This window comes from Spirosoma lacussanchae (genome assembly GCF_005870035.1).
GTDB classification, from domain to species: Bacteria; Bacteroidota; Bacteroidia; order Cytophagales; family Spirosomataceae; genus Spirosoma; species Spirosoma lacussanchae.
The window spans coordinates 416,382-441,526 of record NZ_SWJG01000003.1 but is presented as its reverse complement, the minus strand read 5'-3'; the positions used below and the strand labels follow the sequence as shown (position 1 = coordinate 441,526).

The following is a 25,145-nucleotide window of genomic DNA, read 5'->3' as shown; positions in this document are numbered from 1 at the left end:
CCAGGGTTGAACCAGCTAGGTTTGAATAATACCCACTGAAAACGGTTTGGTGATGGGGGCCTGGTTGGCAGCCGCGATGCCTTCCGACAGAACCTGTCGGGTCTGGAGCGGGTCTATGACGGCATCGACCCAGAGCCGGGCGGCTGCGTAGTAGGGTGATAGCTGGGCATTGTACTGGTCGGTGATTTTGTCGAGTTGGGCCTGTTCCTGCTCCGGCGTGAGTGGCTGTCCTTTGGCTTTCTGCGCAGCCACCTGAATTTGCAGCAGGGTTTTGGCAGCCGATGCCCCGCTCATAACGGCCATCTGGGCGGTGGGCCAGGCTACCATCAGGCGTGGGTCATAGGCGCGCCCGCACATGGCGTAGTTACCCGCGCCGTAGCTGTTGCCGATCACTACCGTAAATTTCGGTACCACCGAGTTGGCCATAGCGCTGACCATCTTGGCCCCGTCTTTGATAATTCCGCCCTGCTCGGCCCGGCTGCCGACCATAAATCCCGACACATCCTGCAGAAACACCAGCGGAATCCGTTTCTGATTGCAGTTCATGATGAACCGGGCCGCTTTATCGGCTGCGTCGCCGTAGATAACGCCCCCCATCTGCATTTCTACGGGCTGGCTCTGCGCCCCGCCCTGACGCGGCACTTTAGCCTTCACCACCTTGCGCTGATTAGCCACAATTCCCACCGCCCAGCCATCGATACGCGCGTAGCCACACAGCAGCGACTGGCCGTAGGTTGGTTTATAAGCATCGAACTCCGACTTATCCACCAGTCTATCCACAATCTCGCGCATATCGTACGGTTTAACCCGGTCCGACGGCAGCAGCTGGTAAATATCGGCCGGCTCTTTGGCGGGCGGAGCCGATTCGATGCGATCGAAGCCGGCTGTTTCGCGCTGGCCTGTCCGGGACAGGATCCGTTTGATGGCATCGAGGCAACGCTGATCATCGGGATAGCGGTTGTCCACGACTCCCGAAATGTCGGTATGGGTTACGGCGCCACCGAGGGTTTCGGCATCCACATCTTCACCAATGCTGGCTTTTACGAGATAGGGTCCGGCCAGAAAAATAGAGCCAGTACCCTCCACGATGAGCGCTTCGTCGGACATGATCGGCAGGTAGGCGCCCCCCGCTACGCAGCTTCCCATAATGGCTGCCACCTGTAGTATCCCCATGGCCGAGAGCTGAGCATTGTTCCGGAACGTTCGGCCAAAGTGTTCTTTGTCGGCAAACACCTCGTCCTGCAGCGGCAGATAAACACCCGCACTGTCGACTAGGTAGATGATGGGTAGGTGGTTCTCCATCGCGATTTCCTGGGCGCGCAGGTTTTTCTTGGCCGTTATCGGAAACCAGGCCCCCGCCTTCACTGTAGCATCGTTGGCCACAATGACGCACTGGCGCCCCGAGATGTAGCCAATACCCACCACCACCCCTCCCGACGGGCAGCCGCCATGTTCGGCATACATGCCCTCGCCCCCAAACAAGCCGATCTCTACGAAGGGACGGTCAGAATCGGTCAGGTAATCGATGCGCTCGCGGGCGGTCAGTTTGCCCTTGCGGTGCTGGTCATCTATTTTCTTTTGTCCACCGCCCAGCTGGGTTTTGGTGGTGCGCTGCGTGAGTTCGTCGAGAAGGGTTTGCATGAATGAAGAGTAGGCCAGATCGGCTGTTAGAAAACCCTAAAGTAAGCGAGTTGTTGCCGTCTCCAACACCGGCGGTCCGTAACGATGTACGTTCAACAATAAGCCGAGCCGCCAGACCGACAAGCATCATATTTTGATTTTTGTAGATTTTTCAATATAAAATAATGAAATACAGATTAATTTCAGATTAAATTATCGACAATCAGTAAGTTTAGGAAAATTACAAAGGCCACCTCTCTGTGAGCCATTTATGACTTTTTATCCTCAATCTATACGTCCTATGAAGCCACCTTTCCTCTACGTTTTCTTATTGCTGTTTGTTAGCCAGTTTGTTTACAGTCAATCGCCAAAAACACCGGCAACGGTCTCCTTCGACCCGGCCACCTACGAGGGGCTGCGCTGGCGGGAGTTGGGTCCGTTTCGGGGTGGGCGCTCCTGTACCGTTACGGGCGTGAGCAGCAACCCTAATCTCTACTACATGGGCACCGTTGGCGGGGGCGTCTGGCGAACAACCGACGGCGGCCAAACCTGGGGAAACATCAGCGATGCCTACTTCGGCGGGAGCATTGGCGCGGTGGCCGTGGCCGAGAGCGACCCCAACGTGATCTACGTGGGCGAAGGCGAGCAGACCCTGCGCAACAACGTGGCTTCGGGTACGGGCATGTGGCGATCGACCGACGCCGGCACCAGCTGGAAACGCATCGGCCTGACTGACTCGAAACACATTGCCCGCATCCGTATTCACCCCAAAAACCCCGACCTGGTCTACGTAGCGGCTATGGGGAACCTCTGGAAACCCAATGAGATGCGGGGTATTTTCCGCAGCACCGACGGGGGGCAGACCTGGAAAAAAGTCCTGTACATCAACGATCAGGCGGGCGCTGCCGATCTGGTGCTCGACCCCAACAATCCACGCATCCTGTATGCCAGCACCTGGAATATGAAACGCAACGGCTACCGGATGGACAGTGGCGGGCCCGACTCCAAACTCTGGAAAAGTACCGACGGTGGCGAGACCTGGGAAAACCTCTCCGACAAGTCAGGTATGCCCTCGGGTATCAACGGCATCATCGGCGTAACGGTATCTCCCAAAAACTCCAGCCGGGTTTGGGCCATCATCGAAAACAAAGACGCTGGCGGGGTGTATCGGTCCGACGATGCCGGCAAAACCTGGGCCCGCATCAATCAGGACCGCGCTTTGCTACAACGGGCCTGGTACTACTGCCGTATCTATGCCGACTCGCAGAACGAGGATATTGTCTACGTCATGAACGTCAGCTACGGCGTATCGAAAGATGGCGGTAAAACCTTTGAGCTGAAAAACGCGCCCCACGGCGACCACCACGACCTCTGGATCGACCCGACCAACAACCAGCGCATGGCGATTGCCGACGACGGGGGTGCTCAGGTCTCGACCGACGGTGGCAACCACTGGACAACCTACCACAACCAGCCAACGGCGCAGTTCTACCGCGTTTCGACCGACAACCATTTCCCATACCGCATCTACGGCGCCCAGCAGGACAACTCCAGCGTCCGGATTTCGCACCGGACGGGCAGCGCTTCCGTGACCGAAAAAGACTGGGTAGCGCTGGCCATCGGCGAAAGTGCCCACCTGGCGCCCGACCCGCTCAACAGCGAGGTCGTTTTTGGGGGCGATTACAAAGGCTACATGACCATGCAGGATCTGGCTACCGGGCAGGAGCGGTCTACCAACGTACACCCCGACCTACCTGCCGGTTCGGGAGCCGACGCCATGAAATACCGCTTCAACTGGAATTACCCGGTCTTTTTCAGTCCGCACAACCCGAAGAAGCTGTACGCCGGCTCGAACCATCTGCACGTCAGCTATACGGGTGGTGAAAGCTGGGAGGTGATCAGTCCCGATCTGTCGCGGGGAGAGCCCGAGACCATCAAATCGTCGGGCGGGCCGATTACGCAGGACAACACGGGTGCCGAATACTACGCCAACGTGTTTGCCGCTACCGAGTCGCCCTATACCGAAGGCGAAATCTGGACGGGGTCCGACGACGGACTGATCCACGTCACCACAGATGGCGGCAAAACCTGGAAGAATGTTACCCCCTCCGTGTCGCCGAAGTACAACATGATGAATTCGGTGGAGGTCAATCCGTTCGTGAAAGGGGGCGCTTACGTGGCCGCTACCTCGTACAAGTTCGGCGATTACACGCCCTACATCTACAAAACGCTGGACTACGGCAAAACCTGGACGGTGATGACCAAAGGAATTCCCAAAGACGAGTTTGTTCGGGTGGTCCGGGCCGATCCGAAGCGGAAAGGATTGCTCTATGCCGGCACCGAGCGGGGCGTCTGGGTATCGTTCGACGATGGCGAGAGCTGGTCTAAACTTCAGCTCAACCTGCCTCCGGTACCCATCCATGACCTGGCCATCAAGAACGATAACCTCATTGCCGCCACCCACGGCCGTAGCTTCTGGCTGATCGATGACCTGACGCCCCTGCACCAGCTCAAGAGCGACCTGGCCACCAAAGAAGCCATTCTCTACCAGCCGATGCCTACCTACCGCATGGCCGGTACCAGCAAACGCGACGCGCAGCTCGAAGGCGAAAATCACCCCAACGGCGTCCTGATTCATTACTTCATCAAAAAAACTGACCCGGCTGCGGAGGTCAGGCTCGACATTCTCGAAAGCAACGGTACCCTGATCCGCTCGTTCAGCACGAAAGCGAAAGAAAAAGCCGACCTGCTGAAGGTCAAATCCGGGGGCGACCGTTTCGTGTGGGACATGCGCTACCCCGGCTATAAAACCTTTCCCGGCATGGTCTTCTACGGATCGCCTAACCTCGGCCCCAAAGCCGTTCCGGGCAATTATCAGGTCAGGTTAACGGTAAACGGGCAATCGCAGACCCAGCCGTTCGAGATTCTCAAAGATCCGCGCCTAAAAACGACACCAGCCGATTACCAGGCCCAGTTCGATTTCCTGATGAAAGTGCGGAACAAGGTAACGGAAGCCAACGAAGGCATCATCAACCTCCGGAAGATCAAGGAAGACCTGACTTATCTCAAAAACAAGATGGGTTCCGACGAGAAGAACAAAGACATAAACGACGTCATTAAGAAGTTTGAAGACGAGCTCAAGACCATTGAGAACGACATTCACCAGACCAAAAACATGAGTGTGCAGGACCCGCTCAACTATGGTATCAAGCTCAACAACCGGCTGGCGCACCTCATGAGTGAGCAGGCCCAGGGCGACTTCCGCCCAACCAAACAGGGCGAAGAGGTTCGTAGTCAGCTTACGCAGGAAGTAGACGCCCAGCTGGGGAAGCTCAAAATGACCATAGAAACCAACCTCATGCGCATTAACCAGATGGCAAAAGATAAGGGCGTTGTCCTGGTCAACTAACGGATTTCCGACCGTCCGCAAGACCATGGTCTTGCGGACGCTGTCATACCGTCGACCCCTACCGACGCTATATGGTAGAGATCCTGACGGGCCAAGGAATGGGCGGCATGATGGAACGGCCTTTGCTTTACTTTGTAGAATCGGCCTGGCTGGTGACGTCTGTTGTGCTGGCGGGCTGCGTCCCGGTGGCCGCGCCGGTTTTGTCTTTACGGCCGAAGAGCGAGAAATGAACGTAGCGCTTGGGGTTCTCGCGCAGGTCGGTCAGGAGTTTTTCGAGGCTGGCGGTCGTAGCGTTTACATTCCGGTAAAGTTGCTCGTCAGACGCCAGTTTACCCAGCGAACCTCGACCTTTGTTGATGTCGCCCAGAATCCGCTGCAGGTTGTCGACGGTTTTGTTCACGCTGCCGAGCGTCTGCTTTAGCTGCAGGCCCTGCAGCGAGTCGGCAAACGTATCGGCTTTAGCCAGAATAGGCTTAAGCTGGCGTTCCGTCTCGATCAGCGAAGCCGACAGCCTGTTCACATTGGCGAGTGTGGTTCGGAGGCCAGCGCGGTTTTCGGCAATGGTCAGATCGAGCGTACCAACGGCAGCATTGGCGCTGGCCAGTGTCTTGTTCAGCACAACGCCCGTCTGGTCAAACTGAGCCACTACCCGATTGAGCTGGTACGTCAGCGAGTCGACATTATTGAGCACCGGTAGGGTTTTTTCGCGAATAAGGGCTGTAAGGCCGGTTTCTTTGGTAGCAACCAGCTGACCGCCCTCTTCCAGCTGGGGCGTGCCGGGTTTAACGACCAGCCGAATCGATTTGCCGCCCAACAGCCCATCGTCGGCCAGAATAGCCTGCGAGCCCTGCGTAACCCGGATGTCGTTTTTCAGCTCCACCGTTACCAGTAGCTTATTACCCTGATCCTGAAGAATATCGATTGATTTGACCTGCCCGACCGACAACCCGTTGATCCGTACGGGATTGGAGGATGTCAGCCCGTCTACGTTGTCGTAGATAACCTGATAGGTCCGGTTATTGGAGAAGAAATCGGACCCTTTCAAGAACTCGAATCCGAAATAAAGCATCATCAGCGAGACGACAGCCAGTAAACCCACTTTTACTTCCTGCGATAGTTTCATGCGTGTGAAGAAGGTGAGCCGCCTTGCTCGGGGTACACCTGCCAATTAGACTTAACGTATAACCATCTTCGGCGCCTGTTTGTGCCCCTGAACGCCGAAAAAAGGACGAACGGCAATTTTACGCCATTCGTCCTGTGTCTTGTCAGGAGGCTTCCGCCCGGCTAACCGTTGGTTTACCCGTTCGCTTCAATTTCTTCTTTGTACTGCTCAAACGCCTTGTAGATCGCGTTGACCATGGTTTTCTGGCCTTCGTCCGACTTCAGATACAGCTCTTCGGCCGGGTTGGTCAGGTAGCCACTCTCGATCAGAACGCTGGGCATGGTGGTTTTCCAGAGTACAATAAACCCGGCCTGTTTTACGCCATTGCTTTTCCGGTCGGCATTACGCCGAAAACTGCGCTCTACCTTTTCGGCAAAGTTGATGCTGCTTTCCATGAACGCATGCTGGTAATTGGCCAGCATGATGGTGGCCAGGGGCGAGTTGGGGTTGAACCCTTTATAGGTCTGCTGGTAATTTTTTTCCTGCAGAATTACGGCGTTTTCGCGCCGGGCTACGTCGAGGTTACTCTGGGTTCGGTGCAGCCCCAGGGTGTAGGTTTCGGTGCCATAAACCCGGTTGCTGGATGGGCTGGCGTTGCAGTGAATGGAGATGAACAGGTCGGCCCGATTCCGGTTGGCAATAGCCCCCCGCTCGTATAAATCGACGAAGTGGTCCGAAACCCGGGTGTAGATAACGCGAACGTCTGGATGATTTGCTTTAATTTTCCGGCCTAATTGCAATATGAGTTCCAGGTTAATGGTTTTCTCCTTGGCATATCGGCCGTGCGTACCGGGGTCTTTACCACCATGACCGGCGTCGAGCACGATGGTGCGGAGCCGGTTGGGGGCGGCAGACTCCTCGCTGCTTTCCCGGCTGGTGCGAATGGTATCCTGATTCAGATCAGCCTGAACAACTTCCGGAGACACCACGGTCATGGCCAGAAGCGGCAGCGTTATCAGCAAACCGGTTGTCATTTTTCCGGGAGCCAGCAACAACGCCCGAACACCGGTTGATTTAATAATTTTTAACGGCTGAAAACGTTTCAAAGCGATAGTGGGATAATTGTTCGTGAATACCTTTGTAAGCCATAGGCTTAACGGCCTTTTGGCAAATGTAATTTTTTTGATAGAACTGAAAAAAGGATACTTTATTTTGCGGCCCCTTCCAGCACGTCCGGCATGGCTTCGAGCCGCACTTTGTTTACTCCTGCTCTTCGGCAGCTATGTAGCACTGGCCCAGGCAACAACCTCACCGCAGTCAACGTCGGTACAGCCCGATAAGGGTGGACTTCCGCCCGCAACGGTACCCGCCCAGCGCGTGCCGAACGCAGCCTCCGGCGTGCCGTCGGTCGCGAACCCGGCCACCCGCTCCAACAACCCGGCCTCCACCACATCGACCGGCGCGACAAACACTACGGCCACTACCCCAGCCTCCCAGACCAGCACCCGCGGACGCCTGCAACCCGGTCTTGTATCGCCCAGCACCGTTCGGCCCCAGCGCCGGGTGAGTGGTGACTCGCTGCGCGTAGCCGCCGGTGATACCGCCCTGTCCGATACGACCCAGGCCGATCAGTTCAGTACAACGGTCAAGTATCAGGCCAAAGACTCAACCATATACGCTGCCGATGGCCAGACGGTCGAGCTGTTCGGTGACGCCAGCGTTGAATACGGTGACATCTCGCTAAAAGCCGACTATATCCGTCTAAACTATCTTACTAACGAAGTATATGCCAAAGGTCGGTATGATTCGACAACAAAGAAGACAATTGGGAGACCCATTTTTCAGGATGGCGAAGGAAAATACGATACCAAAGAGATTCGCTACAACTTCAAAAGCAAGAAAGGGCGCATCCAGGGCGTCATCACGCAGCAGGGCGAGGGCAACATTCGGGGCACCACGGTAAAAAAAGACGCCGAAGATAACCTCTACATCGGCAAGGCGATCTACACCACCTGTAATCTGGCAACGCCCCACTTCCACATCAATGCCAGCAAACTGAAGGTAATTCATAACCGGCAGGTTGTGGCCGGGCCTTTCAACCTGGTCATCAACCAGATTCCGCTTCCGATCGGGCTGCCGTTCGGTTTTTTTCCGTTTCCGAAGCGAAAAGAAATCGGGGTATCGGGCGTTATCGTGCCGCAGTATGGCGAAGAACCCAACGGACGCGGTTTTTACCTGCGCGACGGCGGCTATTACTGGGCCGTGAGCGAGAACCTGGGGCTTCAGTTCAAAGGACAGATTTACTCGCGGGGAAGCTGGGGGCTGGGCGTCGCTTCGGCCTACAACAAACGGTATCGCTACAGCGGGGGCGTTGACCTGCGTTTTAACCGAAACCGCTCCGGCGACCGGGTCGATACCACCCAGACCCCGCGTAACGACTTTGCCTTTACCTGGTCACACTCGCCGGTACCACGCGGGCGGGGTAGTTTTTCGGCCAACGTAAACGTCAGCAGCAACAGCTACAACCAGTTCAACTCCTTCAACCAGCAGCAGTACATCTCCAACGTAGCGGGTTCGTCGGTCCAGTATAGCCGCACCTTCGGGCAGTTTGCACGGGCTGGGGCCAACGTCCGGGTGAACCAGCAGTTCGGACAGGTAAACCAGCGCACCGGCGTGCGCGAGAACGGCAAAACCGACGTGTCGTCAGATTTCAACTTCGGCATCAACCAGATCTCGCCCTTCGCCCTCAAAGGGGGCACAGGTCGCTGGTATGAGAGTTTCCGGGTCGGTCTCGACGTCAGCGGGTCCATCACGATCAACAACACCATCCGTCGGCAGGTCGACACTACGGGACTGGGTTTTCCGGTTATCACTGGCATCCCGACCATCAGCGCCATTGACCGGATTCTCGACAGCACCCGCCGGGCCAACAACATCCGGCTGGGCATCGTTGAGTCCGACCCGAACCTGATTGCCTTCAGTCTGGCTAACGCCGACCGAATCTGGGAAAACCGGGTTGTACAGGCCCGCTACAGCATTCCGATTTCGCTGCCTAACCTGAAGCTGTTCCGGTATATCAACCTGACGCCGGGCTTCGCCCTGCAGGGCGATATCTACAGCAAACGGCTCGATTATGTGTACGTTCAGGAAAACGATGCGGTTCGGATCGATACGGCCCGGGGCTTTTTTCCGTCGTATAACTTCTCGGTCAACGCCAGCATGAACACGCGCTTTTACGGCACGTATTTTATCCGGGGCAAACGCGTAGAGGCCATCCGCCATACGGTAGCTCCGTCTATATCGTTCAGCTACATACCCGACTTTACGAACCCTTCGTTCGGCCAGTTTCAGGTACTGCCGGCTGTAGGAAGCCTGGCCGCCCTGCCCGACTACCGCCGTACGCTTTCCCGGTTCAGGGGGCTGGGCGGCAGCGGTGGCAGCGGCAGTACCGAGTCGGCCTTTATTTCGTTCGGCATCGTGAACCAGCTGGAGATGAAAGTCAGAACGCGGGGCGATACGACGGGGCAGGACTTCAAGAAGGTACCGATCTTCGATAATATCAGCCTGACGGGCAGTTATAACATCCTGGCGCCCGACTACCAGCTTTCGCCCATTTCGGTCAACGCCAACACGCAGATTTTCAAGAACATCAGCTTCAACTTCTCGTCGACCTTCGACCCGTATGCCAACCGGGGCTATGGCGGCACTCCGCAGTATCTGCTCCAGGCCTACACGTTCGGGACCATACCCGTTCCGCCCCTGACCTATTCGCCCCTGATCCTGAACACGACCAAATACGTCGACCAGCAGTACGTCCGGGTGCCTAACCTGTATGCTTTTCAGGCCGGGCAGGGTTTACTGCGGCTCACCAACATACAGGCGTATCTGAGTGCTCGGTTCGCGCCCAAACAGGCCGACAAGCCCAAGACCAGCGCCAACGCCAGCGAGGCTCAGATGAAGGCCATCAACAACAACCCCGAGCTGTACGTCGACTTCAATATTCCGTGGTCGATCAACATGAGCTACACCTTCGGGCTTACCAAACTCACGCCGGAGCTGTCGCAGGTGGTTCAGGCGCTGACCCTGACGGGCGACCTGAGCCTGACGCCCAAGTGGAAAATAACGGTGCAGACGGGTTACGATTTCCAGTTCCGCAGCCCGACCCTTACGACCATCGGTATCAACCGCGACCTCCACTGCTGGGAAATGGCCTTCAACTGGACGCCCTACTCGGGCAGCAACATCCGGGCCGGTAACTATTCCTTCGACCTGCGCGCCCGCTCGTCCATCCTCCAGGAGCTGAAACTAAGCCGCCGTCGCAGCTTCTACGACCGGGGCGGGTTTTAACGAGTAAAACCGTACCTTTAAGAAAAAGAATGGCTATGGTACTGCTTCCCCATAAAGACCGACTGGCGGGTATTAAGCTACCGATGCGCATTATGACGCATGATGAGTTCTACCATTTTTGCCAGGACAATCCTGATTTCAAATTTGAGCGTGACGCAGATGGTACCATTATAACTATGGCATTAACCGGCGGTACAACGGGGCGTAGAAACACGGATCTTACAGTTGACCTCGGCCTTTGGAACCGATCGGCCAGGGCGGGTATTGTTTTTGACTCCTCAACCGGGTTTGCGCTACCCAACGGCGCTGACCGTTCGCCCGATGTTGCTTTTGTTTCCATAAATCGCTGGAACACGTTGACAGCCGAAGAGCAGACAAAACTTCCTCCGCTCTGTCCTGACTTTATTGTTGAACTGATGAGCGAGACAGACAATCTGCGTGAAGCCGTGGCTAAAATGCAGGAGTACATGGAAAATGGGTGCCAACTAGCCTGGCTCATTAATCCTAAAAATGAAGAAGTGCGCCTGTATCGGCCCGACGGTTCGGTACGGGTGGTTCAAGGGTTCGACAACACGCTCACCGGCGAGGACGTCCTGCCCGGCTTCTCCTTTGATCTACGTCTCCTTCGTTGACGTTACACCACGGCTTCTACAACTGGAGCGCGTTTTATCGTGAATGCGAGAAAGAGCGTTTAGGGACGCATCAATCTAGCACGCCTGTCAATCACTCAACAGAACGCCTATGTCTAGACGGCACTATTTCCAAATCGGCCGTTGACAAGCTGCTACTTTTAGATAGACTGCTTTATGAGCCGATCACTTCACCTAGTCATTTTTATTCTGGCGGTAGCCAGCCGACTATACGCTCAGCACGACACAGGTATAAACAAATCTCTTAAATCAGCTGTGGTTATTAAGATAACACCGTTACCCTTTCTGTTTGAAAGTGCTGTAGCTGGAACGCTGCAATTGACTAATGAATCCTTGTCGTTTATACCAAAAGAATGCACAGAAAGAGATAAAAAATTTTCTGCAATTTTTCCGTGTAATAACCACCTCATCAATACAATTCAGTTGAATTTCAGCGAACTATCTACTATTAGACGCCGTAATTACCTACTGATTTTCCCGAACAGAATTATAGTCAGAAAACCGAATGGAGAGACTTACCTATTTTTTACCTACAAACGAAAAAGAATAATTGATGCTTTCAAAAAGTATACGTTTGAGCATGCATCTGTTAGCATAAACGAACGATAACAAATGGCGGTAAAAAGGGTACTGACTCAGTTTATTACACAGGAGCCAGCAACTCGTCTGCAGAAACTATTTCCAAATTTCTCTACATACTATTTTTGTCATCCTGGCTACAGAAAAAATAACAAAATGCACTTATTGAGTTTACATGCCATCCATAATTCGCGGTAGGCTACATATCCATCATAGCTCGGGGACCGAAACCGGTGCGGGGACGGCACTGCTTTCGAGCAGCTTCTTAAACTGCCGGATATCTTCCTGAATCATCAGCCCAAAGGCTGGATTAAGCAGTTTGGCCACCGCTTCGCCCACAATGCCTTCGGGTGCGCGGTACTTGATAATGGCGTGTACCTGAGTGCCCTGCTGGCCGGGTGCATCCATAAACCATACCTCACCCGAATTATCGACGGTAGCACCGGGTACCGACCGCCAGACCAGACGGCTGTTTTCCTGCTCCTCCACAATTTCAGCATCCCATTCGACGGCTGGCAATGCTCGGGTTAGGGCGTTGCCGGTGCTCACTTTAGCCACCCAGTGCGACCGGAGGTTGTCGGTTTGAGTAACCGATTCGAGGTGCTGCATGAACAGCGGCAGATTCTCCAGCTGACGCCAGAAGCGGTACACTTCTGGCGGGGTTTGTTGATGGTAACGCTTTTGCTAATCTCGATCACGTCGGTTTCGGTCTTCTCGCCCGACGTATCGCGGCCAATAGCGCTGTTGACAGGGCAGTATCCGGTAGCGCCCCGATACGCTAGAACACCACCCAGCGCGGCTGTCAGCAACCCGCCCAGGCCTCCGCGTCGAAGACCTACAGTGAGCAGCAACGCACCGGCGCCGACCGACAAGTAACGCTCATTGGGTCCGACATTGATCAGGCTCGATCCGCTCGGAATCGGGTCGACAGGGGCTACATTGAGCACACCACTTCTTGCTAAATCCGTTGTTTTGGCCATGATAGTTAGGGAGCCAGTTTACTCTATTCTTCAACAAGAGTACTTAAATAATGTTAAGAAGAGCGGCTAAATATGAGCCTGAGGGATACCCAGATTACGGCGATGGGCGAAACAGCCCGGCAGGTGACACACGCTAAAATCCCGTATCTTGCCCGCCAGAGCCCTACGTAGAGACGCGATCCCTCGCGTCTCACACGCGTCAGCCACTGTTTCGCGGAAATATTGACTGGCGCACAGGAGACGCGATCGCACCGGCCCTCGCGTCTCTACGGGGGAGACAGTTTGGGGATATTTGTTCGTTACTCTAGTTGTATGAAATCCGCTTCGGTACAAACGCTTTTGATTGTGGCGGCTCTGGTAGCCGTCAATGTGCTGTCTGCTTTTGTGTTTTTCCGGCTCGATCTGACCGAAGAGAAACGGTATACCCTCTCCGACGCTACCCGCACGCTGCTGGCCGAACTCCCCGACGACATTCACGTCGACGTATACCTCACCGGCGATCTGCCACCCGCATTTAAGCGACTCGAAAACGCCGTACGCGAAACGCTGGACGAGTTTCAGGTCCAGGCGGGCAAAACCGTTACCTTCCGTTTCATCGACCCCGACGTAGTCACGAACGTCGACGAAAAGAACAAACTCATCGATCGGCTTCAGCAGCGCGGTCTTCTACCCACCAACCTGGTCGCCAACGAAGGCGGCAAGCGCACCGAGAAACTGGTTTTTCCGGGGGCCATCGTCTCCTACAAGGGTAAAGAAACGGCCGTACTGCTGCTCAAAGGCAACAAAGCGGCCTCGAAAGAAGACCAGCTGAACCAGTCGTACGAAGGGGTGGAATTTGAACTGGCGTCGGCCATCCGGAAGCTGACCCAGACCGAAGGCAACCGCCGGCGGGTGGGGCTGCTCTACAGCCATACGCAGGTGCCACCGTCACGTTTTGCCGACCTGCTGGCTTCCGTACAGCAGAGCTACGACCTGTTTTTTATCGATCTGAGCAAACCCGGCCCCATTACTGGCCTCGACGCGGTGCTGGTTCCCAAGCCCGACCGCCCCTTTTCCGACGACGAAATCTTTAAGCTTGACCAGTACGTGGTCAACGGCGGGCGGGCCTTGTTTTTTGTGGACGGCCAGCGCATCGACAGTGTCAGCAACGAAGGCAACTACGCCCAGCCGCTGAACCTCAACCTCGACGAGCTGTTTTTTCGCTGGGGTGTACGCGTCAACCGCGATGTGGTGAAAGATATGTATTGCGCCCCTATCCCGCTCAACGTGGGTAACCTCGGCGACAAACCCAATATTCAGCTGCTGCCCTGGCGATTTTTTCCGCTGCTGAACAACTTCGGCACCTCCGGCAATCCCATTGTCCGAAACCTCGATGCGGTGCTGGGCCGGTTCATCAGCACACTGGATACGGTACAGGCGCCGGGCATCCGCAAGATTCCGCTGCTGATGACCTCGCCTTACACGCAGGTGCTGAAAACCCCCGCACTGATCTCGTATAACGAAGCCCGGCAACAACCCGATCCGCAAACGTACACGGGTGGGGTTCGACTGGTGGGCTGCCTGCTCGAAGGCCGGTTCCAGTCTGTATACGCCAACCGGATTCTGCCGGGCGATGCGCGGGCGGCCGGGTTCAGGGCCAGTGGCGAGCCGAGTCGGGTGCTGATCTGCTCGGATGGCGACCTGGTCGTGAACGATGTCGACTACAAACGAAACACGCCCTATCCGCTCGGTTTCGACCGGTTCACGCGCAGCACGTTTGCCAATAAAGATTTCGCGCTCAACGCTATCGATTATCTGGTCGACCCGAACGGCGTCATCGCGGCCCGTACCCGGTCGGTGGCCCTGCGCCCACTCGATAAAATTCGGCTCAACGCGAACCGAACAGGCTGGCAGTTGCTGAACCTGCTGGGGCCGCTGGCGCTGGTCGGTCTGGTCGGCCTGGCCTGGCAGGTAGTTCGTCGACGTCGGTATACGCACTAATTCGCTATGGCAACCAACACCTTTCTGCTTTACGGCGCCAACGGCTATACGGCCCGGCTCATGCTCGACCGGCTTGCCGCCTTTGGCCTAAGGCCAGTCCTGGCAGGGCGTAGCGAAGCCAAACTCCGCCCCCTGGCCGAGCAGCATGGGCTCTCATACCGAGTAGCTGATCTCAGCGATGCCACATCCCTCGATGCGGTCTTAGCCGATATGCCGGTAGTCCTGCACTGTGCGGGGCCCTTCTCCCAAACGGCAGCTCCTATGCAGGAAGCCTGCCTGCGCACCGGAACCCATTACCTCGATATTACGGGCGAGGTGGCCGTATTCGAACACGGATTCACGCTGCACGCAGCGGCTTTAAAGCGCAATATTATGCTGATGTCGGGCGTGGGTTTCGACGTAGTACCGACCGACTGTATGGCGCGTTACCTGCACGAGCGGCTACCCGATGCTACCCACCTTCAGCTGGCTTTCGCCAATGCAGAGGGTGCCCTATCGCACGGTACGGCGCAAACGGCACTTGAAGGGCTGGGCGCGGGCGGTATGATTCGGCAAAACGGCCGACTCGTTCCGGTACCCTACGCCCACCAGACGCTGACTGTCGATTTCGGCAACGGTCAACCGCAGCCCTGCATGGCAATTCCGTGGGGCGACCTCTCGACGGCCTACCGTACGACCGGCATCCCAACTATCGAAACCTATATGGGCACCACAACCCAACAGATCCGGATAGCCCGGCTGGGGAATTACCTCGGCTGGCTCGTGCGCCTGCCGTGGGTTCAGTCGTTCCTGCGTCGGCAGATCACCAGCCGCGTCACCGGCCCCGACGAAACGGTTCGGCAGCGCGCCCGTACGCACGTCTGGGGCCGCGCTCGCAACGCACAGGGCCAGACCGTAGAAGCCCGGCAACATGGTCCCGAAGGCTATACGCTCACAGCCGATACCGCGCTGACGATTACCCGGCATGTTCTGAACGGAAACTGGCAGGCTGGCTATCAAACTCCCGCCGGGCTGTACGGAGCCGACCTGATTCTGAAAATACCCGGAACCTCACGCGAATAAGCCTACGTCTGTATGCACCACGGCCGCAGCCAGCTCCTAAACAGGATCTGGCTGCGGCCGCGCAAGTCACAAGTTCGTTTACTGAACCCGGTTCAGCTGCGGAGCGGGCTGCATGGCGTTGACAATGGGCCAGCCCACTACGGTGTCCACCGGAGCATCGGCCCCTTCGCCCTGGCTCAGGAATCCCCTGCAGGTAGCCCCCAAGGCAATACGGGTGCCAAATTCAGGCGCGAAGGTGCGGTCAGGTACATGCCGGAGTGCGGCAGCAATACAACCGTCTGATCGGAGCGACGACCGCAGGGACCAAAGTATGAATCCGCGCGAACCACAACTTGGTCCGGTTTTTAGGCCAAAGCCTCTTCTACGGTTGATTTGGCGTTGTGGTAGGCGCCTTTCACCGAATCGGTAACCGCGCCGATCGCGTTCTGCGCTGACCGGCTGGCCTTATGCGCTTTGTAACGGTACCGGGCTTTGTCGTACGAACTGACGGTTGGTACCGACAGCCGGTTACTGCGCGACAACAGCCAGATACCACCTACTACAGCGACCGCTACGCCCAGCGCAATAGCAATGGTTTGCTTCTGCTGTTGCTCGGCTTCGTCTTTCGGAGTCATGTCCCTGCGAACGCCAGCCGCCAGCAGCGGATCGGGCAATACGTGGGCCATGGCTACACGGGCCTTGTTCATCCAGCCCGCCACCACATGATCTTTACCAGCCATGAGGGCCTGATAGCCTTCTTTGGCGACCGCAGCCGGGTCGGCCGTTTTCTGCGGATCGGCGCCTTTTACATCGGCTGCGCCAGCCACGTTGAAGAAGTTGGTGTTCGTAGCACCCGGCATCAGCACCGTAACCGTTATGTTGGTGTCTTTCAGCTCATCCCGGATCGCTTCCGAGAACGACTTGATAAACGCTTTTGTGGCTCCGTAAACCGCCATCATCGGATTCGGGAAGACCGATACTTCAGACCCCAGCATCAGAATTTTGCCATCGTTGCGGCTCACCATGTCTTTCAGGTACAACTTGGTCAGGTGCATGAGCGCAATGGCGTTGACCTGCACCACGCTCAGCTCTTTCTGCAAATCGGTCTGGGTAGCAAACTGGCCATATTCACCGAATCCGGCATCGTTGACCAGCACGTCGATCTGAAGACCCTGTTCGCTGGTTTCGGCGTAGATCTCTTCCGGTGCGTTCGGATCAGCCAGGTCTTTCCGGATGATCGTAGCGGTGGTGCCGTACTGATTTTTGAAGTTGTAGGCTTGCTGCTGCAGCGTTTCTTCATCGCGCCCCACCAGCACCAGGTTATAACCATCTTTGGCAAAAAGTCGCGTCAGTTCACGGCCAATGCCGCTCGATGCGCCCGTAATCAGGACTGTTTTTCCATTTGTCTGTGTTTCCATAGTTGAGTGTAAGTAAGCGGACGCCCGGGCCACACCATTAGGACAAGCCGCCGTGACCCGAGTGATGTCCAGTCAGTATTAAGGCTTCAGAATTACTTTCGTACAGTCGTCTTCTTTCTTCTTGAAGATGTCGTAGGCGCGGGAAATCTCGGCCAGCGGCAGCACGTGCGATACGATATCGTCCAGCACCACTTTGCCCTGCACGACGAGATCGAGCAGATGATCGATATTCTTGTGCACCTGCGACTGTCCGTACCGAACCGTCAGCCCTTTGTCGAAAATACGGCCAACGGGGTAGTTATCAGTCGGCGAGCCGTATACGCCCACTACCGATACGATGCCCCCGCGCCGAACGGCCCGAAAACATTGCTCCAGCACGCTGGTCGTTCCTTTTTCGAGATTGATAACGGCTTTGGCTTTATCCAGTATCGTACGGTCGGCTTCCATACCGACGGCATCAACACAGAGGTCGGCCCCGCGGCCTTCGGTCATACTCCGAATCGCTTCGACTACGTCTACATCGCGGGGATTCAGCGTTTCTACGTTGTTGACCCGCCGGGCCCGCTCCAGCCGATAATCGACCGGATCGATGGCTATGACGCGGCCCGCGCCCTGTATCCAGGCCGATTTTTGAGCCATCAGCCCAACCGGACCCGACCCGAAAATCGCTACGGTTTCGCCCCCGCGCAGCTCGCCCCACTCGATAGAGCTCCAGCCGGTCGGGAAGATATCGGACAGAAACAGCACCTGCTCGTCTTTCAGCTCCTCGGGCACGTGGCGCAGACCATAATCAGCATACGGTACCCGAACGTATTCGGCCTGCCCGCCATTGTAGCCGCCGTAGAGGTCCGAGTAGCCGAACAGGCCGCCCCCCTTCTCGCTCAGCAGACCACCGTCGGGCCCGTAGAACTCGGGGTTCGAGTGTTCGCAGTGCATCTGCAGCTCATGCTGACAGAAATAACACTGGCCGCAGGCAATGGTGAACGGCACCACCACCCGATCGCCTTTTTTCAGGTTCGTAACCCCGGAACCAACTTCTTCAACGATACCCATGAACTCATGGCCAAGGACCTCGTTGCGAAGCTGGGGCAGAAACCCGTCGTAAATGTGAAGGTCAGAACCGCAGATGGCGGTAGACGTAACCCGCAGAATAACATCCCGCGATTCTTCGATTGTAGGGTCCTCCGTTGTTTCGTACCGGATGTCACCCATTTTGTGGAAGACTGCTGCTTTCATACCATAACGTTGTTGAATCGACCCGAACTGCTGATATCGAATCCAGGCCGGTTCATTGGCTAACAGCTCCCCTTGCTATTGGTTTATTTAATCTTTTAAGTGGACAGATATAGTAGATTAATAGCCAATTACCAACACCCCACCTGCCAATGCGCTATCGGGTATGCGAGCGGAGGAGTCCGGCGGGAACCATCAGCTCGCCGGTATGGAAATCGATCAGGCCGTTCTGCTCTTCTTCAATGTTGGTGGCCTGCGTGTACACATCGCCCGCAATGGCCCGCTGGCGTAATTCTTCCTTGAAAAGCTGGATGCGCTCGACCCGGTCGTCGGTATCGGTAGGGCCGCCGTAATTGACGAACCCAAAGCCACCCCACTCACTGACGACCAGCGGCACCTGCGTGCGATAAAAAAACGGATCGCCAACCACCAGCGGGAATGCGGCCACGCCTTCGGTATCGCCCCGGGTCAGCCGATCGAGCAGGTCGCGCCAGTGATTGATGTCGGGGGTGTACAAATGGGCCGTGAGCAGGTCTGACTTGAGCCGACCTTCACAGGAAATATGGTGCCAGCCGTCGTTGTCGATCACCAGAAACTGCGGGTGATGAATCAGCATGTAATGGTACAGATCGGTAATGTACTGCCGGGTTTCAATATTGGTCGCAATATCCTGCGCGCCCCAGTCTTCGTTGTACAGACTCCAGATAATGATTGACGGATGGGTTTCCATCAGGGCCAGCATACGCAGTAGCTCGGCCCGGTGGTTCTCGCGACTCCGGGCGGTTGAGGAGTGTGGGCTGGGCACCTCAACCCACAGCAGCAACCCCATCTGATCGGCCAGCGTGTACAGCCGCGGATCGATACCGGCAATATGTACCCGAACCAGGTTGCAGCCCAGCTCTTTCATGGCTGCAAAGTGCCGCTGCATCTCCTCAAAGGTGGCCGTGCCGGGCTGGTATAGAATCCCGTCGAGGTAGGTCGATTTGCCGTTCAGGTATACGCAGCAGCCCCGCGCTTCTACTTTCCGCAACCCGAAGTGAGTCTCGATCTGGTTGACGTAGCCACTGCTGTCGATGAGTTGCCCGACCAGCCGGTACAGGGTGGGCGACCCGGGCGACCACAATTCAGCGCCCGGCACCTCAATCACCAGCCGCTGCTGTTTCTGGCCCGCTTCGAGCCGGATCGGGAAGTCCGACGAGGCCATGGGTGGCTCGTCGGACTGCGCATCGGGACCGAACACCTGGAGCCGGATGATATAGTCGCCGGGGTCATGGATACGCGGAGTCACATTGACCCGCACGAGCTGATCTTCAATCACACTCACCACTCCCACCCGCGACCGCAGCCGGTTACGACCCACGGTTTCGATCCAGACGCTGCGTACGGCACCCGTATAGGTCTGGTACCAGATTCCCCCGCGCTTATAGACGTGCGACTCCTGCTTACCCCGCGGAATCTCGGCATCCATCGAGTCGGCAACGCGAACTGTCAGCCGGTTTACGGGCCGGAGCTGCTCGGTGCTCAGCTCGTACGAAAACGATGTGTACTCGCCATAGTGAATAGTTTCGTCTTCGATGGTCCGGAGCGGCAGGCCGTTCAGCCACACCCGCGTGTCGTATCCGCAGGCACCAAAAGTCAGCTGATAGATGGACCGGTCGGCCAATTCATCCGGAAGTTCGGGCAGGGTAAACTCGCGTTCGTACCAGACTACGACCGTATCCTGCCAGCCGGGCGATGGCATCTCTTTGGCTTCGGTCAGGTGGCTCTCCACCGATCCTGGCCAGTTCGCCGTTCGCTCATACGTATGGCCCAGGTACCAGTTGTCGGTCAGGCCCCGATCGTCGAGGTCATGTGCGAATGACCATTCGCCATCCAGCAGCAGGAAGGCATCGGACCGCTGTACGGCACGGGGCAAAACGCTGGGATCGGGCCGTACAGTAGTCTGCGACGGCGTTTCTTCCCGGCTTTCAGTCAGGCTATAGTTAAAGGGCGTTGCGTTCATAGGTCAGTAAACGACCCGACTCAGGCAGGGGTTTCGAAAATCTATCGTTTACTTTGATGGCTCGACCTATTCTGCCCTTCGTATGAACAAGCTCCGCGTCAACGGCCGTATCTGGCTCGAAACTACCTCCACCGATGGTACCGAACGGTTCATGGGTATTGGCCGACTCGAATTGCTGGGCCATATTCAACAAACCGGCTCCATCAACCAGGCCGCCAAAGCCATGCGTATGTCGTACAAACGGGCGTGGGAGCTGGTCCACTCGATGAACACCCAGGCCGATGCCCCGCTGGTTACGACCCAAACCGGTGGCGACAAAGGAGGGGGCGCCATTGTTACCACCGAAGGCGAAAAATACCTGGCTTACTACCAGGCCCTGCATGAGCGTTTCCAGCAGTTCCTGACCGACGAACTCAGCCGGCTTCCCAACGAATAGGCACAATCGGTCTTCACCGTGGTCTGTGTCCGGACTAGGACGCGTGGCCGGTCTGGACACGGACCACAACGGTAAATGCACTTTACTCTACAGCGGGCGGCTGCGGGAGACTTAGACAAAATGAATAAATCGATTGGGATGGAGGCAGCTTTGCCAGTAATCGATAATTAGTTTGAGCTGCTCCTGAAAGGCGCTGGCGCTGGGGGCTTTCTCGTAAAAACCCTGTACCATGGCAGCATAAGCCGCATTGACCGATTCTTCGCTGGCCGTTGTGGTCAGGTACACGAACGGAATCGCTTTCCGGCTCAGGTATTCGCTCTGGTTGATGCGCTGGCGCAGTTCGATGCCGTTCATGATCGGCATGTTAATATCGCACAACATCAGAAACGGCTGCTCGGTCGTAGATTCCAGGTAGTCAAGCGCTTCCTGACCATTACCGAAGAAACGAATTGGGTTGGCAACGCCCAGTTTGCGAATGGTATGTTCGATCATAAACTGATCGTCAGGGTCATCTTCAATGGAAATAATGGGGCCTTTCAGAGACATATTCGTAAATCAGGTCAACTATGACTATCTGACCAATTACAAAAATGAGTATTTGTCCTCAATTACCCAATAGCCTATAGACCCACTAATCCAAAATACCCCTACTCCTCGAAGAAAGTACCCATCACACCTGCCGTTTGCGGCTGATCGCTTTTACCCAATGAGCTGTCTCGTACAAAAACCCGCTAATTAGTCAGAAAGGCCAGCCGTACCGCATCAGCCTGAGCCATCGATGCGGAACGAACCGGCCTTCCTGAATACGACTATTTCTTCGCCGTATGCGTGACCCGCCAGACCTTACCTTTCACCGAATCGGTAATAAAGAGCGAACCATCGGGCCCCTGCGCCAGGCCGACCGGGCGGGCTTTGGCATCGCCGGGACTGGCCAGCTCGAGTTTACCGGCGTTGGCGTTCTTACCGGGTTGCCCCTGTTCGGCTACCCCGGCAAAGTTCTCGGCAAATACCTCATACGGGCCCGACGGACGACCATCTTTGCCAAACGGGATGAAAGCCACAAAGTAACCGCCCTGATTCAGCGGAGCCCGGTTCCACGACCCGTGGAAACAAACAAAGGCCCCGTTTTTGTAGCGGGCCGGGAAGGCGTTGCCAGTATAAAAAAGCAGATCATTGGGAGCCCAGTGTCCCGGAAACGCCATAATAGGCTTTTCTTTACCGGCGCAGCGGTCCTGTTTTTTGCCGTCGCCCCCGTATTCAGGAGCCAGTACTTTCTTATTCTGGTTCTGGTCGTTGTAGCAGTACGGCCAGCCGAAATCCGCCCCTTCCTTTACCATCAGAAATTCCTCGCTCGGCAGTTCGGCACTTTGCTCGTTGGTGTACATACCGGGATACAGCGTAGCCAGCATATCGCGGCCGTGCTGCAGCGCATAGAGTGTGTTGGTAGCGGTGTTCCAGTCGAGGGCTACGGCGTTGCGAATACCGGTGGCGTAGCGTTTACCGTCGGCCTGCCGCTGCCGGGGTTTGTTGGCATCGAAAACCCAGATACCGCCGTAGTTCTCCAGAATCGGGCAGGGGTCCTGCCCTTTGGAGCCCTGGGTTCGGTCTTTCTCCTGGCAGGCGTTTGAGGGTGCCCCGAAGTTGACATACAGCTTCCCGTCGGGCGATACCGCCAGTGATTTGCTGGCGTGCTGACGCTGCAGGGTCAAGCCCGTTACAATGGTTTCGGGCTGAGTAGTTGCCAGTACCCGGCCGTTGGTCAGCTTATACCGAAAAACAGCCGTATCGGCCGATGCGTAGAGGTAGCCGTTATAGATAGCGGCCCCCGTTCCCGGGTAGGTGCCGAACATGGAGGTCTGGTCGGCCTGACCGTCGCCATTGGTGTCGGAGAGCTGAACAATGCCCTTACCGTCTTTGAGCCGGTCGAGCTTCACAAATACCGTTCCGGTTGTAGGTTCTATCGCAATATGGCGGGCCTTTCCGAGGTTATCTGCATAGACCGTTGCCTGAAAACCACTCGTTAATTTTATACCTGCCGGATCGGCAGCCGCCGTTCGGGACGGAGCGGATTTTGCCGGTTTACGAGGAGAGCCGGTGTGGGCCAGCGCGGTGGTACCGACCAGCAGAGCCGCGGCCATTGTCAGTAAATAGGACGTCGTCATAGGAGTAATACGTAGTAAGCTCAGATACGTGGGGTAAACGGAGCGAGCTGGGCAAAAGTTTTCGTTGAAAGACAGGAAAAGTAGTGGTTTTTTGGCTTTTAGAGTACAATTTTGAGCATTTCCGCTTTGCTTTCCATATGACCTCATTTCCCCTATCTGTGAGTCGCCGGGTGGCGGCTCTCTTGCTGGGTGGGCTACTCTCGGGCCCGCTGTTTGCCCAGTCTGATCTGCCTGCGTTACCGATAGCTCAACTCAGCCGACCGGCGGGCTGGCAGCTGGCGGGTTCGGTAGGTACCAGCCCCGATGGCGCGTCGCTACAAACCAAATCGGGCAGCAGCCTGCTGGTAGGTTCCGGCGACCCGCTGGTACTGGCCACCCCTACCGACGATTTTCAGCTGCGCTTCGAGCTGCTGACGACCGTTGGCGCAGAGGTGTCGCTGCTGCTGCCAACCGGTCAAACGCTCGCCCTGAATCGGGTAGCCGATCTGGCCCGGCTCATGAAGGCGCCGGGGCTCTGGCAAAAAATAGAAGTCTGGTATAAAACCCCCAAAGGCAACAGCCCGGCGATTCTCGAAAAACTTATCATCAACGGCGTAACCGTACGTGAAGGCCAGACACTGGCTGGCAAAGCCGCGGGTACGGTAGCCGTTGTAAGCCCGAAAGGGTCGGTAGCCGTACGGAACGCGGGATACCGGGTGTTGTCGCCCCGCCGGGTGGCGCAGTGGAGCAGTCCGGTCAGCTATACCATCGTAGAAGGGCAGTACATCGACAACCGCGCCGAGGCCCGCACCCGAAAAGTATTTAAGCAGGATACGACCAGCACCATCAATTATGAGGTGTCGTATGGCCAGCCGCGTCAGTACACGATCTTTTTTGCCGGCAAGCTAACGGCCTTGCAGGCGGGCGACTACCAGTTTGAGCTGCATCAGGGCGGCCAGGGTGGCGTCTGGATCGATGGGAAAGAAATCATTCCCATCAGCCACCGCGAACTCGGCCAGCCCAGCGTAGGCAATGTAACCCTCAGCGCCGGTCCGCACGATGTGGAGGTATATTTCTCGCGCTCCTGGTTCCGGCCAGGGCTGGGTTTGTTTGTGTCGCAGGCCGGTACGCGTCCCCAGCCGCTCCACGCCCTGGCATCGCTCCCCGAACCGGACCCGGTTGGGGTTGTAAGTGTAAAACCCTCGACCCGCCCTGAGCTGATTCGTTCGTTCGTACAGGTACCGGGCGAGAATTACAAACGTACACACAGCCTGTCGGTAGGGTCGCCCGGTGGTTACCATTACACGCTCGATCTGAACCAGATGGCCCTGCTCCAGGCCTGGAAAGGCGATTTTGCCAACGCTACCGAAATGTGGTACGAGCGGGGCGAACCGCAACTCCTGAGTCCGCTGGGGCCCGTGGTCAGGCTACCGGCGCAAACCAGCCTGATGGTGCTGACCAACGACGCCACCCCCTGGCCCGACAGCCTGGGCGAGAACACCCTGCAATACAAAGGCTATACACTCGACAGTAACGGCTACCCAACAGTCGAGTATATGCTGGCTGGCACTACCGTGACCGACGCCGTTCGGCCCCGCCCGGAAAGCGTCGGAAGGAGCGGCCTCGACCGGACTCTGACCCTGAACGGATCGCCCGATGGCACTCCCTACTGCCGCATCGCAGCCGGGAAAACGATCGAGGAAGTCGGCAAGGGCCTGTATGCCATCGACGACTACAGCTATTACGTACAGTTCGACCCGAAAGCAAAAGCAAAGCTCCGGCAGAGCAATGGCAAACAGGAACTGCTGCTGCCGGTAGCGGTCAAAAACGGCGCCGGAACGGCCCAGTATTCGATTCTATTCTGATGAACACGTTAACCTGGGCTGATTTTGAGAAGGTAGAGATCCGCACCGGAACCGTAGTGGCGGTCGAGGCTTTTCCGCAGGCCCGCAAACCCGCCTACAAGCTAACCATCGATTTCGGCACGCTCGGCACCAAGCGGACCTCGGCGCAGCTGACCAGGCTGTATCAGCCAGCCGAGCTGATCGGTAAACAGCTCGTGGCCGTGGTGAACTTTCCGCCCAAGCAGATCGCCACCTTTATGAGCGAATGCCTGGTACTGGGTGCCGTAGCCGACGATGGCACCGTTACGCTCTTACAAACCGAACGACCTACAGAAAACGGATTACGCATTGCCTGATGTTTTG

19 protein-coding genes are annotated in these 25,145 nt (G+C 56.5%); 8 read left to right on the top strand and 11 right to left on the bottom strand.

All coding sequences use genetic code 11. The features are described 5' to 3' along the window. Positions 1–15: 15 nt before the first annotated feature. Positions 16–1,641, bottom strand: coding sequence for an acyl-CoA carboxylase subunit beta (locus tag FBR45_RS14950; RefSeq protein WP_138503699.1), 1,626 nt, complete (start codon positions 1,639–1,641; stop codon positions 16–18). 280 nt (positions 1,642–1,921) lie between these two features. On the opposite strand from FBR45_RS14950, the gene FBR45_RS14945 reads away from it, so the two are divergent. Next, positions 1,922–5,029 carry a VPS10 domain-containing protein gene (locus FBR45_RS14945; RefSeq protein ID WP_138503696.1) on the top strand — a complete coding sequence of 1,036 codons (3,108 nt, stop codon included), beginning with the start codon at positions 1,922–1,924 and terminating at the stop codon, positions 5,027–5,029. A 127-nt stretch (positions 5,030–5,156) separates the two neighbouring features. Here the strand turns inward: FBR45_RS14945 and FBR45_RS14940 are convergent, their stop codons facing one another. Both FBR45_RS14940 and FBR45_RS14935 read right to left on the bottom strand, forming a co-directional pair. After that, complete coding sequence (locus FBR45_RS14940; protein ID WP_138503694.1) at positions 5,157–6,152, bottom strand: MlaD family protein; 996 nt, start codon at positions 6,150–6,152, stop codon at positions 5,157–5,159. Positions 6,153–6,325: 173 nt separating this feature from the next. Continuing rightward, positions 6,326–7,165, bottom strand: a complete 840-nt coding sequence (locus tag FBR45_RS14935; protein ID WP_138504038.1) for an N-acetylmuramoyl-L-alanine amidase family protein — start codon at positions 7,163–7,165, stop codon at positions 6,326–6,328. 178 nt (positions 7,166–7,343) lie between these two features. On the opposite strand from FBR45_RS14935, the gene FBR45_RS14930 reads away from it, so the two are divergent. Both FBR45_RS14930 and FBR45_RS14925 read left to right on the top strand, forming a co-directional pair. Continuing rightward, positions 7,344–10,478: a putative LPS assembly protein LptD gene (locus tag FBR45_RS14930; RefSeq protein ID WP_394344381.1), complete on the top strand. Its 3,135-nt coding sequence runs from the start codon at positions 7,344–7,346 to the stop codon at positions 10,476–10,478. A 35-nt stretch (positions 10,479–10,513) separates the two neighbouring features. Further along, on the top strand, positions 10,514–11,110 hold the full coding sequence (locus FBR45_RS14925; RefSeq protein ID WP_171044904.1) for a Uma2 family endonuclease: 597 nt from the start codon (positions 10,514–10,516) through the stop codon (positions 11,108–11,110). Positions 11,111–11,917: 807 nt separating this feature from the next. On the opposite strand, the gene FBR45_RS26635 is transcribed toward FBR45_RS14925, so the two are convergent. Next, the gene (locus FBR45_RS26635; RefSeq protein WP_246082256.1) at positions 11,918–12,358 is read right to left on the bottom strand and encodes an SRPBCC family protein; all 441 of its coding nucleotides are present in this window, start codon (positions 12,356–12,358) and stop codon (positions 11,918–11,920) included. After that, positions 12,253–12,687 carry a YgaP family membrane protein gene (locus FBR45_RS26630; RefSeq protein ID WP_246082255.1) on the bottom strand — a complete coding sequence of 145 codons (435 nt, stop codon included), beginning with the start codon at positions 12,685–12,687 and terminating at the stop codon, positions 12,253–12,255. Before FBR45_RS26630 ends, FBR45_RS26635 begins: the two co-directional genes overlap by 106 nt. Before the next feature lie 312 nt (positions 12,688–12,999). Between FBR45_RS26630 and gldG the strand changes: the two genes are divergently transcribed. Both gldG and FBR45_RS14910 read left to right on the top strand, forming a co-directional pair. Further along, complete coding sequence (gene gldG / locus FBR45_RS14915; RefSeq protein WP_138503690.1) at positions 13,000–14,667, top strand: gliding motility-associated ABC transporter substrate-binding protein GldG; 1,668 nt, start codon at positions 13,000–13,002, stop codon at positions 14,665–14,667. A gap of 6 nt (positions 14,668–14,673) precedes the next feature. Beyond that, a complete protein-coding gene (locus FBR45_RS14910; RefSeq protein ID WP_138503688.1) occupies positions 14,674–15,729 on the top strand; it encodes a saccharopine dehydrogenase family protein in 1,056 nt (351 codons plus the stop codon). Between the two features lie 78 nt (positions 15,730–15,807). On the opposite strand, the gene FBR45_RS26750 is transcribed toward FBR45_RS14910, so the two are convergent. From FBR45_RS26750 to FBR45_RS14895, 4 genes are all read right to left on the bottom strand, one after another. Next, on the bottom strand, positions 15,808–15,933 hold the full coding sequence (locus tag FBR45_RS26750) for a hypothetical protein (RefSeq protein ID WP_262709530.1): 126 nt from the start codon (positions 15,931–15,933) through the stop codon (positions 15,808–15,810). Positions 15,934–16,073: 140 nt separating this feature from the next. Continuing rightward, a complete protein-coding gene (locus tag FBR45_RS14905) occupies positions 16,074–17,126 on the bottom strand; it encodes an SDR family NAD(P)-dependent oxidoreductase (RefSeq protein ID WP_138503686.1) in 1,053 nt (350 codons plus the stop codon). Between the two features lie 78 nt (positions 17,127–17,204). Beyond that, complete coding sequence (locus tag FBR45_RS14900) at positions 17,205–18,362, bottom strand: zinc-dependent alcohol dehydrogenase (RefSeq protein ID WP_138503684.1); 1,158 nt, start codon at positions 18,360–18,362, stop codon at positions 17,205–17,207. Between the two features lie 154 nt (positions 18,363–18,516). Then, entirely contained in the window at positions 18,517–20,361 is a 1,845-nt protein-coding gene (locus FBR45_RS14895; protein ID WP_138503681.1) for a glycoside hydrolase family 2 protein, read from the bottom strand. 82 nt (positions 20,362–20,443) lie between these two features. Here FBR45_RS14895 and FBR45_RS14890 point away from each other — a divergent pair, with 82 nt between their 5' ends. Then, entirely contained in the window at positions 20,444–20,797 is a 354-nt protein-coding gene (locus FBR45_RS14890) for a winged helix-turn-helix domain-containing protein (protein ID WP_138503679.1), read from the top strand. Between the two features lie 111 nt (positions 20,798–20,908). On the opposite strand, the gene FBR45_RS14885 is transcribed toward FBR45_RS14890, so the two are convergent. Both FBR45_RS14885 and FBR45_RS14880 read right to left on the bottom strand, forming a co-directional pair. After that, positions 20,909–21,343 carry a response regulator gene (locus FBR45_RS14885; protein ID WP_138503677.1) on the bottom strand — a complete coding sequence of 145 codons (435 nt, stop codon included), beginning with the start codon at positions 21,341–21,343 and terminating at the stop codon, positions 20,909–20,911. Positions 21,344–21,606: 263 nt separating this feature from the next. Beyond that, positions 21,607–22,959 carry a PQQ-dependent sugar dehydrogenase gene (locus tag FBR45_RS14880; RefSeq protein WP_171044903.1) on the bottom strand — a complete coding sequence of 451 codons (1,353 nt, stop codon included), beginning with the start codon at positions 22,957–22,959 and terminating at the stop codon, positions 21,607–21,609. Positions 22,960–23,096: 137 nt separating this feature from the next. On the opposite strand from FBR45_RS14880, the gene FBR45_RS14875 reads away from it, so the two are divergent. Next, positions 23,097–24,803, top strand: coding sequence for a PA14 domain-containing protein (locus FBR45_RS14875; RefSeq protein ID WP_138503675.1), 1,707 nt, complete (start codon positions 23,097–23,099; stop codon positions 24,801–24,803). Continuing rightward, entirely contained in the window at positions 24,803–25,138 is a 336-nt protein-coding gene (locus FBR45_RS14870) for a tRNA-binding protein (RefSeq protein ID WP_171044902.1), read from the top strand. The genes FBR45_RS14875 and FBR45_RS14870 overlap by 1 nt, the downstream gene beginning before the upstream one ends. Positions 25,139–25,145: the final 7 nt, after the last annotated feature.